Annotated in this window: 13 protein-coding genes; all 13 read right to left on the bottom strand. The window is 45.1% G+C overall.

What is annotated here, in order from left to right; all coding sequences use genetic code 11:
• Positions 1–21: 21 nt before the first annotated feature.
• Positions 22–615, bottom strand: a complete 594-nt coding sequence (locus G9U52_RS00620) for a dipicolinate synthase subunit B (protein WP_166144646.1) — start codon at positions 613–615, stop codon at positions 22–24.
• Complete coding sequence (gene dpsA / locus G9U52_RS00625) at positions 612–1,511, bottom strand: dipicolinate synthase subunit DpsA (protein WP_166144649.1); 900 nt, start codon at positions 1,509–1,511, stop codon at positions 612–614. The genes G9U52_RS00620 and dpsA overlap by 4 nt, the downstream gene beginning before the upstream one ends.
• A 187-nt stretch (positions 1,512–1,698) precedes the next feature.
• On the bottom strand, positions 1,699–2,145 hold the full coding sequence (dut, locus tag G9U52_RS00630) for a dUTP diphosphatase (RefSeq protein WP_207952733.1): 447 nt from the start codon (positions 2,143–2,145) through the stop codon (positions 1,699–1,701).
• Positions 2,138–3,388, bottom strand: coding sequence for a M16 family metallopeptidase (locus tag G9U52_RS00635; RefSeq protein ID WP_166144651.1), 1,251 nt, complete (start codon positions 3,386–3,388; stop codon positions 2,138–2,140). Before G9U52_RS00635 ends, dut begins: the two co-directional genes overlap by 8 nt.
• A 106-nt stretch (positions 3,389–3,494) precedes the next feature.
• Positions 3,495–4,532: a polysaccharide deacetylase family protein gene (locus G9U52_RS00640; RefSeq protein WP_166144654.1), complete on the bottom strand. Its 1,038-nt coding sequence runs from the start codon at positions 4,530–4,532 to the stop codon at positions 3,495–3,497.
• Positions 4,533–4,732: 200 nt separating this feature from the next.
• Positions 4,733–6,835 carry a polyribonucleotide nucleotidyltransferase gene (pnp, locus tag G9U52_RS00645; RefSeq protein ID WP_166144657.1) on the bottom strand — a complete coding sequence of 701 codons (2,103 nt, stop codon included), beginning with the start codon at positions 6,833–6,835 and terminating at the stop codon, positions 4,733–4,735.
• Positions 6,836–7,105: 270 nt separating this feature from the next.
• Positions 7,106–7,375: a 30S ribosomal protein S15 gene (gene rpsO / locus G9U52_RS00650; protein WP_166144660.1), complete on the bottom strand. Its 270-nt coding sequence runs from the start codon at positions 7,373–7,375 to the stop codon at positions 7,106–7,108.
• A 144-nt stretch (positions 7,376–7,519) separates the two neighbouring features.
• Complete coding sequence (locus G9U52_RS00655) at positions 7,520–8,422, bottom strand: bifunctional riboflavin kinase/FAD synthetase (RefSeq protein ID WP_243767072.1); 903 nt, start codon at positions 8,420–8,422, stop codon at positions 7,520–7,522.
• A gap of 137 nt (positions 8,423–8,559) precedes the next feature.
• Positions 8,560–9,486 (bottom strand): tRNA pseudouridine(55) synthase TruB, encoded by a 927-nt coding sequence (truB, locus tag G9U52_RS00660; protein ID WP_166144665.1) that lies wholly within the window; start codon positions 9,484–9,486, stop codon positions 8,560–8,562.
• Positions 9,483–10,505: a DHH family phosphoesterase gene (locus tag G9U52_RS00665; protein WP_166144668.1), complete on the bottom strand. Its 1,023-nt coding sequence runs from the start codon at positions 10,503–10,505 to the stop codon at positions 9,483–9,485. The genes truB and G9U52_RS00665 overlap by 4 nt, the downstream gene beginning before the upstream one ends.
• Positions 10,502–10,858 (bottom strand): 30S ribosome-binding factor RbfA, encoded by a 357-nt coding sequence (gene rbfA, locus G9U52_RS00670; RefSeq protein WP_166144671.1) that lies wholly within the window; start codon positions 10,856–10,858, stop codon positions 10,502–10,504. The genes G9U52_RS00665 and rbfA overlap by 4 nt, the downstream gene beginning before the upstream one ends.
• Before the next feature lie 5 nt (positions 10,859–10,863).
• On the bottom strand, positions 10,864–13,731 hold the full coding sequence (gene infB, locus G9U52_RS00675; protein WP_166144674.1) for a translation initiation factor IF-2: 2,868 nt from the start codon (positions 13,729–13,731) through the stop codon (positions 10,864–10,866).
• Entirely contained in the window at positions 13,724–14,020 is a 297-nt protein-coding gene (locus G9U52_RS00680; RefSeq protein ID WP_243767073.1) for a L7Ae/L30e/S12e/Gadd45 family ribosomal protein, read from the bottom strand. The genes infB and G9U52_RS00680 overlap by 8 nt, the downstream gene beginning before the upstream one ends.
• Between the last annotated feature and the right edge of the window lies 1 nt (position 14,021).

Here is a 14,021-nt window from a genome sequence, read left to right on the forward strand (position 1 = left end):
CTTAACTTATAAGCTGAACCATTAATAATTGAACCGCTCAATCACCATAGGCTGGAGCTGCTTTCCTTCAAGTGCGTTCTCGCAGGCTTCCATAATTAAATCCATACGGGCAACCAGTGAATTGGGCTTCAATGTTGGAGCATCCTGGCCAAACGGAACAAAGTATATGTTTTTGGTAATTAATAATTTACTAATATTCATCGCATTTAATCCCAATCCATCATTGGTTGAAATCGCCAATACAAGCGGACGGAGATTACGCATTTGTGCTTTGGCCGCCATCAGTACTGGACTTTCCGTCATCGCATTGGCAAGCTTACTCGTGGTATTCCCTGTGCAAGGTGCGATTACCAATACATCCAATAGCTTAGACGGACCCAATGGCTCTGCGTCTACAATTGAAGAAATAATATCATTTCCTGTAATCTCTTTCAACTGCTTTTGCCAATTCTCAGACTTGCCAAACCGCGTATCCGTAGTAAGGATAGTATAAGAAACAATTGGAATTACGCGGGCTCCAGCATCGATAAACCGCTGAATTTGTGGCATGACCTCATCAAATGTGCAGTGTGAGCCGGTTAGTGCAAAGCCTACAGTTTTCCCTTGCCAATTCATTCCGCTTTCCTCCCTTTTCCTGCATCCTCAAGTATTATGCGGCTTAAGGTGTCAGCAATGATGCGACCTGCTGTTCGCGGTGCAACAATTCCGGGGAGTCCAGGTGCGAGCATTGCTTTTATGCCTCTTTTCTCAGCAAAACGAAAGTCCGTTCCTCCGGGTTTGGAAGCTAAATCAATGATCACAGCTCGATGTGGAATATTGGCAATAATTTGTGCTGTGACTATCATAGACGGAATTGTGTTAAAAAGCAAGTCAATATTAGCCACCTCATGGTACAAATCCTGCGTATAAAATGGCGCAAAACCCATCTCCAAAGCTCTAGCAAAATACTCCGGTTTATTCACGCCTACCTTTACCTTTGCACCTAGCCCATAAAGAGTTCTGGCTAATGTAATGCCGGTTCTGCCAAAGCCAAGCACCATCGCATTGGAACCGTGGATGGTAAAATCGGTGTTTTGGATCGCCATCATAATGGCTCCTTCTGCCGTCGGAATAGAGTTGTAAATAGCCACTTCATTCATATCAAATAGCTCCACAAGCTCGATTGAGGATTGGTTGCATAAATTCCTCAAATACGGTTTGGCCATCCCTGTAAAAACTTTGGCATGCTTTTGGAGAGCCTGAATATGCTGCTCGGTTAATTGCAGCTCAGATGTCGAAAATATACTTTCCACATGACCTGTATCGTCTGTACCTACTGCCGGTAAAATGACCGCATCTACTGCTTCCAGAGCTTCAGGGGTCAGCTCAGCTTTAGTAGTGCCACTTAGCCCGTTCTGCAAATTATCAAAACCAATTAAAATAACGGAAGCGTCCAGCTCCATACATTTATTAATGACTTCAAGCTGTCTAGCATCTCCACCGATCAGAGCCACTTGAATTCCTGTGAGCATTCATTCTCCCCTCTTCCTAATCGAATCTTTAAGTTATGTTATGCGCTCGCCTATGGATGGGTTACTAAACGGAATAAGAAAGAGTCCTCGCTGAAGCTCGTCAGAAAAAGCAAAAAACACTTCTTTGCTTGAAGAAAGATCAAGACAAAAAAGTGTTTTACTCTTAAGCGCAATGGCTGGGTTGCAATTATTGGGTTCCGGTATGTCCAAAGCCTCCTGAGCCACGCTCTGTTTCGGTAAGCTCCTCTACTTCCATAAGCTCGACATGGGGCACGATCTGGAATACCATTTGGGCTACCCGCTCATTCCTATGTATCATAAAGTCTTCTGATCCATGATTGATCAGTAGCACCTTAATCTCTCCCCGGTAATCCGCATCTATGGTCCCTGGCGAATTCAATGCTGTAATTCCATGTTTTAAGGCCAAGCCACTACGCGGCCGAATTTGCGCTTCAAGCCCATTCGGCATAGCCAAGGTTAATCCTGTAGGCACCAATAGCCGCTCTCCAGGCAATACCTTGATAGGCTCCGTTATCGCCGCATAAAGATCAAAGCCACTCGCGGCAGCCGACATCTTTTGGGGGATTTGTATATCTTCATTGCCAGGAAGCCTTTTGAATTGCACGTTATACAAGCTGATCCCTCCTGAAGCCTTCAATCACGCTATCGGTTTGCCCAACCATCGATAATGCAAATGGTGTCGATAACATTTCAAGCGTAAGTGCTTGAATTTGGTCGAGCTGTACACTTTCAATGCGCTCGATAATTTCGTCCATACTGTAATGGCGGCCTAGCATTAGCTCATTTTTACCAATGCGGTTCATCCTGCTGCTCGTGCTCTCCAAGCTGAGAATTAAGCTGCCCTTCATTTGCTCCTTGCCTTTTCTAAGCTCAGCAGCCGTCAGTCCATGCTCCTTCAGCTCACTTAGCAGCTCCATGGTCACCTTCAATACATCTTCGGTTTGCTTAGGGGCTGTACCTGTATAAATGGTAAACATTCCGTCATCCTGATAAGAAGTATGATAAGAATAGACGGAATACGCCATACCACGCTTTTCTCTAATTTCTTGAAATAAGCGGGAGCTCATGCCTCCACCAATCGCATTATTTAGAAGAACCATCGCGTATATGCGCTCATCCTTCGCGGAAAGACCAGGAAGCGACAAGCAAATATGGTTTTGCTCTGTTTTTTTCTCGTAATATTTCAAATTACTGAAGAAGTTAGGCGGGCTTAGCGGCATTTCTGTGCCGTGGTTTTGAAATCCACCGAAATGCTCCTCCATCAAAACAAGAATCGAATCATCAATATTGCCCGCTACGGCAATAACTGTATTTTCAATCGTATATTGTTCCTTCATAAATTGCTTTAGAGTGTCCGAATTCATTGGAGTTAATGTCTGCTCCGTACCGATAATCGTATAGCCGAGGGAATGGTCCTCATAAGCCGCACTCGCTATTAAATCATGCACCATATCATCTGGTGTATCTTCATACATCGATATTTCTTCAAAGATGACGTTTTTTTCTTTTTCCAATTCGGTTTGGTCAAAGGCTGAACGAAAAAACATATCCGCTAACGCTTCTACGGCAATCGGTAAATGCTCATCCAACACCTTGGCATAGTAACAGGTATATTCTTTGGAAGTAAACGCATTAACATTACCACCAATCCCATCGAACAGCTCGGCAATGTCCTTCGCCGTATATTTGCCTGTGCCTTTGAATAGCATATGCTCAATAAAATGTGAAATCCCGTTATTGTCCAAAAGTTCATTACGCGATCCCGTTTTGACCCAAATTCCAAAAGATACAGAACGGCATGTAGGTATAGGCTCCACGACAACACGTAGCCCGTTGCTTAATATATGTTTATTCAATAAAGGAGCCTCCTTGTAAAATCTTCGTTTAGAAACAGGCGAATCCTATTACGGATAAAATTCGTTTGTTCCTTGTTTGTTCCTTAGTAGCTTTATGATTTTACCATTATTGGTTAGCAGACTCAACTTCCGGTACACGATTCGTGGAGATTAACTGACTGACCGTGCCTAACACCAGCTTTTTATTCTTGATCGCATGAATCATCCGCTCTAATGCCTCGCTTGAGGAATAAGTCGGATGCATTAAAATAAGCGTGCCCGGCTCTACTCGGGTAGCCACTTTATTAACGATGGAAGCAGGCTCAGGCTTGCGCCAATCTACGGTGTCTAGGGTCCAAAGTATCGTAGTCAGGTTCATTTCGCCAGCTATATCGACAGTGGCTTGATTAAAATCACCCGATGGCGGAGCAAACAGCTTGTTGTCCACACCAAGCTCCTCTTTCAGGAGCTTTTCGGTTTTGCTAATCTCCGCATAAGCCTGTGCCCGGGAAAGCTTGCTCATATCTTTGTGGGAATAAGCATGGTTGGATAATTCATGCCCCTTTTCTTTGATTAGCAGTGCCGTAGGTATATTGCCCTTTAACCAGCTTCCATCGAAAAAAAAGGTAGCATGAACCTGCTCCTCTTCCAACACTTCTAATATTTTAGGCAAAAATTCATTGCCCCAAGCTACATTAATCATCAGAGCCACCATCGGTTTCATCGGATTCCCTTTGTAAACCGGATAAGAACCTAGCTGATCGAGCTTAATAGCTGGCTCCACTTCCTTCATAACCAGCTTCAACTTGTTACGAAAAAGCGTTTGTTCATTGAGGGCAAGTGATTGCTCAATATCGACCTCTTGCCCATTATAACCGGGAATCGCTTTCCATACCTGGTCTACCCGGGCATCAATCGGTTCTACTTTCCGGGACACAGCTTCAGCTTGGATTTGCTGCAGCAGCTCATCATGAAGCTGCTTACGTTCTTCTTCATTCATGCTGCTCATCGCAGGCGGTTCATGAACTGTTGAGCGGGCGGCTGAAGCTGAGATTGCTTGCTGCTCTCCATGCAATACGAAAGCACCGATGCTTTCCGATTGCTGCAGCATCAGTGTCGCGCTTACGAAAAGTCCGGACAAAATCATCATTTGTAAACGTTCCATACGCCCGCTCCTGTCATTAGTGAGCCTTAACGATAAGTTGGCTCGTTATTAACTCCTATGGAGCCATACGACTGCACTTGATTTCGTTATAGCTCCTCTATCATTTGTCCATAAATATGCTAATTGGGCATAAATTAGACCCTAACAAAAAAAGAGACAGATATATCTGCCTCCTATTTGTGTAGCTAGATCCTAGTCATTTACGACTGTGCTGGTGCTTCTACGGATAATACAGCTTTGCGGGATAGATTGATGCGGCCTTGTTGGTCAATTTCGGTTACTTTCACCGTAATGGTATCGCCAATCGCGACAACATCCTCCGTTTTGTTAACCCGTTCTGCAGATAATTGGGAAATATGTACCAAGCCTTCTTTACCCGGTAAAATTTCGACAAAAGCGCCGAACTTCTCAACTCTTTTTACAGTACCTAGGTAAATTTCACCGATGACTACCTCTTTAACAATACCTTCGATAATCATGCGGGCTTTATCGTTCATTTCTTGGTTAGATGATGCGATAAATACGCGTCCATCCTGCTCAATATCGATTTTCACGCCAGTTTCCTCGATAATTTTGTTGATGATTTTACCACCGGCACCAATAACATCACGAATCTTATCCGGATTGATATGCATAGTAAGAATTTTCGGCGCATATTGCGAAAGCTGTTTTTTCGGCTCTTGAATACGCTCCATCATTTTGCTTAGGATATGCATCCGGCCTACTTTGGCTTGCTCTAATGCTTGGTTCAAAATGTCACGGTCGATCCCGTTAATTTTAATATCCATTTGCAAAGCGGTAACTCCCTTAGCGGTTCCAGCAACCTTAAAATCCATATCGCCCAGATGGTCTTCCATTCCTTGAATGTCACTCAAGATGGAGAAGTGGGCACCTTCCATGATTAAACCCATCGCAACGCCAGCTACCGGTGCCTTGATCGGCACACCTGCATCCATCATCGCTAAGGTACTAGCGCAAATGCTTGCTTGTGAAGTCGAACCGTTGGATTCCAAAACCTCGGATACTAGACGAATGGTATAAGGGAAATCGACTTCCGAAGGAAGAATTGGCTCTAATGCCCGTTCACCCAATGCTCCATGCCCGATTTCGCGGCGACCTGGTGGACGAAGCGGTCTTGCTTCACCAACGCTGAAAGGCGGAAAATTGTAATGATGCATAAACCGTTTTGTTTCTTCCAGATCCAGCCCGTCCAATATTTGCACATCGCCAAGCGGTCCAAGTGTACAAATGCTTAATGCTTGCGTTTGACCACGTGTAAACAATCCAGAACCATGCGTGCGCGGCAATAGGTCAATATCGCATTCAATCGGGCGGATTTCATCCAGTCCACGACCATCGGGACGAATTTTGTCTACGGTAATAAGGCGGCGTACTTCATCTTTAACGATGTCATACAACGTTTCTTTCACATCACCCATTCTCTCTGGGGTTTCTGCATATTCGGTTTTGAAGTGAGTGACGGTATTGGCATTTACTAAATCAATAGCTTCTTGTCTTGCATGCTTTTCAGCTATCTTGACAGCCTCTACTAAGCCGGATTGTGCGAAAGCACGAACTTCACTGTTTACAGCTTCATTGATACTGTGCAGTTTTACGTCCATTTTGGCTTTGCCGCTTTCTTGAACCAATTGCTCCTGAATAGCGACGATCTTCTTGATTTCATCATGCCCGAACATAATGGCTTCAAGCATTACTTCTTCAGGCACTTCATCGGCGCCAGCTTCAACCATCATGATGGCGTCCTTCGTTCCGGCCACAACCAGATGAATATCGCTTTTCTCGGTTTGTTCCAAGGTTGGATTGATCAAAAACTGACCATCCACACGGCCAACAATAACGCCGCCAATGGGACCACTAAAAGGAACATCTGAAATACTCAGTGCCGCGGAAACCCCAATCATCGCTGCGATTTCTGGCGAGCATTCTTGATCCACGCTCATGACAATGGCAACAACTTGAATGTCATTACGGAAGCCTTCCGGGAATAAAGGGCGAATCGGGCGGTCAATCAGACGGCAAGCCAAGATTGCTTTTTGGCTAGGACGCCCTTCTCTTTTAATAAAGCCACCGGGTATTTTACCTACGGCATATAAACGCTCCTCGTAGTTAACGGTCAAAGGAAAAAAATCAAGATCCTTAGGCTCCGAAGAAGCGGTTACCGTACAAAGAACGACTGTATCTCCATAACGCACTGTTACTGCAGCATTTGCTTGCTTGGCCAAACGACCCGTTTCAAGAATGAACGGACGTCCACCCAAGTCCATCTGTACTCTTTTTTCCATAAAATCCTCCTGTACCATTTCATAAATTCATGTTTACCTATTTATCTAATGCCATACCTCTGCTAGTTATCTACTTATCATTTCTGCATGTTGCCTAGTATTTCCTTCTTTTATGAAATAAATCTCAGGACTAAATGAGAAAAGCAAAAGATTTCATGCATCATGTTTAGAAACATCCTGACATTATGAAAAAACAACCTCGCCATCTCTGTCCAAGCCCTAACCGGACGTGAACAGCAGACAACCATGGTTGCTTTGTAAGCCATCTTATTAACGACGAAGTCCAAGTGTTGCGATCAATGCTGTATAACGTTTAACTTCTTTGTTTTTCAAATAAGCTAATAGTTTACGACGTTGACCTACCATCTTCAAAAGACCGCGGCGAGAATGGTGATCTTTCTTGTGCATCTTCAGATGACTAGTAAGATTCAAAATGTTTTCTGTCAGAATCGCGACTTGTACCTCAGGAGAACCTGTATCGGATTCATGTGTTTTGTGAGTTTGGATCAACTCTTGTTTACGTTCTTGTGTCAATGCCATCGTTCTTACACCTCCATAATTTGTATATCACCATTGGCCCAGAGAAACGCCGGAGTACTCGATAATCCATGCCAAGGTTCTAAAGTGTTGTCAATTCACAACTTTTTTATTATATCACAGTTCACTATATAAAGTAAAATAGTATTAATCCAAAACAACAAATGAAGTAAATAATTGTTTGGCTTGCTCGACATCTCGGGAAATTTGTGCGACCAGTTCAGCCACTCCACTGAATTTACGCTCAGGACGAATATAAGAAATAAAGTCGACCGAAACCTCGCTGCCATAAATCGATTCAGAGAAATCAAATAAATGGGCTTCAAGTGTAGGTTTTTCTAGATTTTCTACAAAGGTCGGCTTTTTCCCTACGTTCATCACGCCATTATAGGCTTGGCCATTCACATGGCACTGGATCGCGTACACACCCAATTCAGGAATCACAAAAGCTGCGGACAGATCGATGTTGGCGGTAGGAAAACCAATCGTCCTGCCTCTGCCATCACCTGTGACCACTTTGCCAATGATCGAATAGGGACGGCCCAGCAAAGCATTCGCCTGTTCGATTTCTCCAGAATTTAGATGATGCCTAACCATGGTGCTACTGACCTTATAGCCATTCTGGTGGAAGGGGCGGATGACCTCAACAGCGAACCGTCCTTGCGCAAGCTCGCAAAGATCATCTGGTGTACCTGCACCACGGTATCCAAAGGTAAAGTCAAAGCCGACAATGACGGTATTTACCTGCATAGGAATCAGCATATTCTCTACAAACTCCTCGGGTGTCACCTGCATGAACGCAGGATTAAAAGAGACCAAATAGGTATCATCAACACCTAATTGCTCCAGCAGCTGCATTTTGGCCATTACAGGTGTAAGCAGGTTCGTATATTTACATTGTCCCAGTACCTCACGCGGATGCGGATGAAAGGTCATGATGGATGCAGAAATATGCAGGCTGTCCGCTCGCTCTCTGGCACGCTTAATTACCTCTTGATGACCCCTATGAACACCATCAAACTCACCAATGGCCAGAACCTGAGGTTTCATAGCTGAGGAGCTGCTTGGAGCAGTAATGGGATAATTTAATTCTGTAGACTGCATAAATACAAGTTCACCTACATTCTATCATTACGGCGACACACCAAGGAACAACCGAATTATCGCCAGTTACTATTCGCTTGTCCCTAAGAGAATACTTTGACTGGCTGGAGCTCTAATGCATCCTTGTCCCATTGAAAAATACCTAAAAATCGGGAATCAGCAGAATAAGCTGTAACTAGTTGTTGTGCATGTGCGGCACTTAATGAATGGTTATCAATTTCAAAAGATAGTTTTTGTCCAATTAGAGCTTTGCGGGTTTGCGCTTCATTCAAATGGACGGATTGCATATGGGCAAGCGCTTTTTCGACAGGGATTAGCTGATCGATAAGTAAACCTTGCTTGTGTAGCTGCTCAATCTGTTCAATGGTCAAGCACTGCTTCTGCTCGATACTGCCAGTCGAAGTACGAACCAGATGCGACATAACAGAAGGAAACCCAAGCTTCCTTCCTATATCCACACATAATGTCCGAATATACGTTCCCTTGGAGCATCTCACACGAAACCGTATCTCCGGATGGGCAAGCGTAAGCTCCATATTTAATATTTCTATTTCATAGATGGTAACGGTACGCGATTTACGTTCAATCTCAATCCCCTGGCGTGCCAGCTCATAAAGCCGTTTTCCATCTACCTTAACGGCGGAATACATCGGAGGCACCTGATCAATATCACCGACAAAGGCATGGATTGCTTCGCTCACTTGCTCTGAGGTCAGTTGTACCTTATCAACTTGGTCGATAATTTGCCCTCCGGCATCCTCGGTATCTGTAGCGATGCCAATCTTTAATGTAGCTTCATACTCTTTAGGAAGCTCTTGGATATATTCAACAAGACGTGTAGCTCGTCCAATACATAAAGGCAGCACACCCGTTACTTGTGGATCTAAGGTTCCGGTATGGCCAATTCGTTTAATTCTCAGAATCCCCCGTATTTTGGCCACTACATCATGGGACGTAAAGCCCTGTGGCTTCCATACAGGCAAGATGCCTTCCAATAATTGCTCTGTCATGCCAGTGCCTTCCCTACTTCCCTAACAACCTGATCAATAGCTTCCTGCAAGGACCCATGAATCGTACAGCCAGCAGCACGCATATGCCCTCCACCGCCAAATGACTGAGCTATCCGAGCGACATCCATATTCCCACCAGAGCGAAGGCTGACCTTTACAATACCGCCTGCTCGTTCTTTAAATAGTAAGCCGACCTCAACACCCTCTACATTTCGCGGATAATTAACGAGTCCGTCCAAATCATCATTGGAAGCGCCGCTGGATGATAAATCCTCGATCGAGACAGCTAACCAGCCAATCCGTGTACTTTTATCGAATGTTAACGTGTTCAAACTTTTTTTAAGTAACGATATTTGCGGATAAGTCAGCTTCTCTAATAAATGCTCAGCCAGCTCATGCCCTTTAACGCCTCTTTGCAATAGATCAGCAGCAATTTGCATGACTTTAGGTGATGTACTCGCATACCTGAACCCACCCGTATCGGTCAGCAACCCTGAATAGATGCAAATATTTAACTCATCGGAGAATGGGAGATTCAAGTAATTTCCCAAATCATAAAGGATCTCTACGGTTGCCGCTGCTTCAGACTGCACCAGATTCACCGAACCAAAGAGGTCATTCGTTGCATGGTGGTCAATATTAAGTAAAGCAACATCTTCAGAGAAAAGCTCACAAACCTTGCCCATTCTTGAATAATCTGCGCAATCCACACTGATCACATGCTGGAATGATAAAGCTGAAACCGGCATGGAACCGTCAGAAGTAACGGTTTCATAATTAAGGATGGTATGCTGGGAAGCCGCCATGTACATATACTTGCCGGGCATTTCCCCCTCATTCACAAGGGTGAACTTTTTACCCAAAGATGATAGCATCCAAGCCATGGCAAAGGTTGACCCAGCAGCATCCCCATCCGGTTGGATATGGGATACTACTAGGAAATCATCATTGGTTTGAATAAATCGTGCCGCTGCTTCCAATTGCTTGGAATAACCCTCTGCATGTGTAACACCGTTCATGATGTGGAGTTCTCCGTATTGAGCTGCCCCAATATCTTTTCAATATGGCTGCCGTAATCAATCGAAGAATCCAAGCCAAATATTAGATCTGGTACTTTGCGCAAACGAACGCGCTTGGCGATCTCGGAGCGGATGAAGCCACTGCTGCGGCTTAATACCTTTAAGGTTTCAACCTTTTGCTCATCCGTGCCAAGGACACTTAGAAATACTTTGGCTTGGGATAAATCATTGGTCAATTCCACACCTGTGACCGTTATAAACCCAATCCGCGGATCTTTTAATTCAGATTGAATAATTTGGCTTAGTTCCTTCTTAATTTGTTCGCCTACCCTGCCTACTCTAACTCGCGCCATTCAGATCACCTCTCAACTGATTCCATGATGAAGGCTTCAATAATGTCGCCTTCTTTAAGATCGTTGAATTTTTCAAGAGAAATACCGCACTCATAGCCTTGTGCAACTTCCTTGGCATCGTCTTTGAAGCGTTTCAACGAATCTATGTTACCTTCAAAAACAACAATTCCACTGCGAATTAAGCGCATTTTCGCATTACGGGCAATTTTACCGGAAGTGACCATGCATCCAGCAATAACACCGATTTTGGTAACTTTGAAAATATTACGCACTTCTGCTTGTCCCAGCACTACTTCTTTAAAGATTGGATCCAGCTTGCCCTTCATAGCATACTCAATTTCCTCAATAATTTTGTAGATGATGCTGTGAAGGCGAATATCGACTTTCTCTGAATCTGCTGTGTTTTTAGCTTGCGGCTCTGGACGCACGTTAAAACCAATAACAATTGCGTTGGATGCAGATGCCAGAATAACATCGGATTCGGTTATCGCCCCTACGCCATGATGCAGGATTTTGACACGTACACCTTCAACTTCGATTTTCGCAAGCGAGCCACGAAGTGCCTCAACGGAACCTTGCACGTCGCCTTTGATAATGACATTAAGATCTTTAATTTCCCCGTCTTTGATATGTTTATACAGATCATCTAGGGTTACACGAACATTCGCGCCCATTTCCTGCTGTCTCAAAGAAACTGAACGCTTCTCAGCGATAATTCTTGCTTTGCGCTCATCCTCGAAGCAGATAAACGGATCGCCTGCTTGTGGCACTTCTACCAAGCCAGTTATTTCCACTGGTGTCGATGGACCGGCTTCTTTTAATCGTTTTCCTTTATCATTAACCATTGCACGAACACGACCGAAGTGGACGCCAGCTACAAAGCTATCGCCAACTCTTAATGTTCCATGCTGGATTAGCACGCGCACAACAGGACCTTTACCTTTATCCAGTTCGGCCTCAATAACCGTACCTCTGGCACGCTTGTCGGGATTAGCTTTCAGTTCCTGAACTTCCGCTACTAGTAAAATGTTCTCAAGCAGCTCGTCAAGTCCAATACGTTGCTTAGCCGAGATATTGCAGAATATCGTATCTCCGCCCCATTCTTCCGGTACCAGCTCGTATTTGGTTAGCTCCTGCTTAATTTTCTCAGGATCTGCACCATCTTTATCGATTTTGTTAACAGCTACAATGATCGGAACTTTCGCTGCTTTCGCATGGGCAATAGCTTCAACTGTTTGTGGCATAACGCCATCATCTGCTGCTACTACGATGATCGTAATATCCGTTACTTGCGCACCACGGGAGCGCATCGAAGTGAAAGCTTCATGACCCGGAGTATCCAAAAACGTAATTTTTTTGTTATGGGTTTCTACTTGATATGCACCAATATGCTGAGTGATACCACCGGCTTCGCCTTCAGTAACACTTGTTTTTCTAATTGCATCAAGCAAAGTTGTTTTACCATGGTCAACGTGTCCCATGATGGTTACAACAGGTGGACGTTCAATCAGATCAGCCTCATCATCAACCTCTTCAAAGGTTTCGAATCTGTCTTCCGCAACTGGAATTTTCAGTTCGACTTCCACATTATAATCACTGGCAAGCAATTGGATCGCATCTAGATCCAGCTCTTGGTTAATGGTTGCCATTACACCAAGAAATAATAGCTTTTTGATAACTTCAGATGCATCCTTATGCAACGATTTGGCCATTTCGCCGACCGTCATATTACCGCGAACGATGATCTTTTTCGGTGTGTTATCCACCTTTTCCTTTTTCACTTCTTGGAATCTGCCACGTTGTTGCGAGCGGTTGTTACCGCGGCTGTTTTGGGCGCTTCTTGTTCCGCCCGATCTGCTGTTATTATTATCGTCAAACCGTTTGGCTCCACCAGCTGCTGGTTTCTTTACTACTTTGTTTCTGGCGTCATCACTATCCACGGAAGGTCGCGGAGATCCAGCTGATTTATTAAATGAATTCGGAGCGCCTGAGCTGCGGTTCTCAAAAGGCTTTCTATCGGCAGACGATGCTGCCGGACGTGCAGTACGATCGCCAGGACGGCTGCTTGGACTACTAGTCCCTGTAGCTGGGCGGCTGCTGCCACCGCTAGTTCCTCCTGTGCTGCTACTGCTGCGATTTCCTTGTGAGCCCTGGTAGCCACCTGTTGGACGGCTTTGGCCGCCTGCGCTGCTGCCTGTTGAAGATGAGCTGCGGTTAGGGTAGCTGCTACCTTGCGAGCTGCTACCTGTGGAGCTGCTAGGGCGCTGGCTATAGCCGCCGGTTGAGCCTTGACCGGTTGAGCTGGTACGATTGTAGCTACCGGTGCTGCCTTGGCCTGTGCTGGAGCTGCCACTAGGGCGTCCGCTGGTGTTGCTGCCTTGGTAACCTTGCCCCTGTGGACGGCCTTGGGAACTACTACTACGATTGGCCCCACCTTGGTCAGGTCGACGCTGCGGTCCTTGACTTGAGCTTGACCCTTGCGAGCCGCTGCTCGCTGGTCTAGGTGCTGGCGCCTGTGAAGCAGCGGCTGGAGCCGCTGTTGTTGGTGCAGCGGGATCCTGGGACGGCTGTGAAGGCCTGGATTCCATCTTAATGGAAGCCGGCTGCGCAGCCTCTCTTGGCGCTGTGCTGGTTGGTGTTGAAGTTGAAGGATTAGCCGCTTCGTTCGTACGTTTAGCTGCTGCGTTCGCTTTTACATCTTTAAAAAATTTCTCTACACTGCTCACTGTATCATTCTCCATTACGCTCATATGGTTGTTAACTGGGATATCAAGTCTTTTTAAAATGGTAATAATTTCTTTGCTGCTCATATTTAAAGACTTGGCATACTCGTATACCCTGAGCTTATCTTTATTGTTGTCTTGTTTATCCAATATCTTCCACCTCCGTGCGATTTTCCAGACTTTTCCTTAGCATTTTGGCAAATCCCGAATCCGCAACAGCAATTGTTACCCTTGACTCTTTTCCTATACTCGCTCCGAGCCGTTCCCTACTTCCGTACTGGACAACCTTGACTCCAAAAGTTAAACATTTATCGCTCACTTTTTTATAAGTGTTTACAGCGGCATCCTCCGCAATGATCACAAGCTTTGCTTCGCCCTTGCGTACGGAATCGATCACCGATTCCTCGCCCGTAACCAATTTGCCAGCTCGCATTGCCATG

Source organism: Paenibacillus agricola (genome assembly GCF_011440305.1).
In the GTDB taxonomy this organism is placed as follows: Bacteria; Bacillota; Bacilli; order Paenibacillales; family NBRC-103111; genus Paenibacillus_S; species Paenibacillus_S agricola.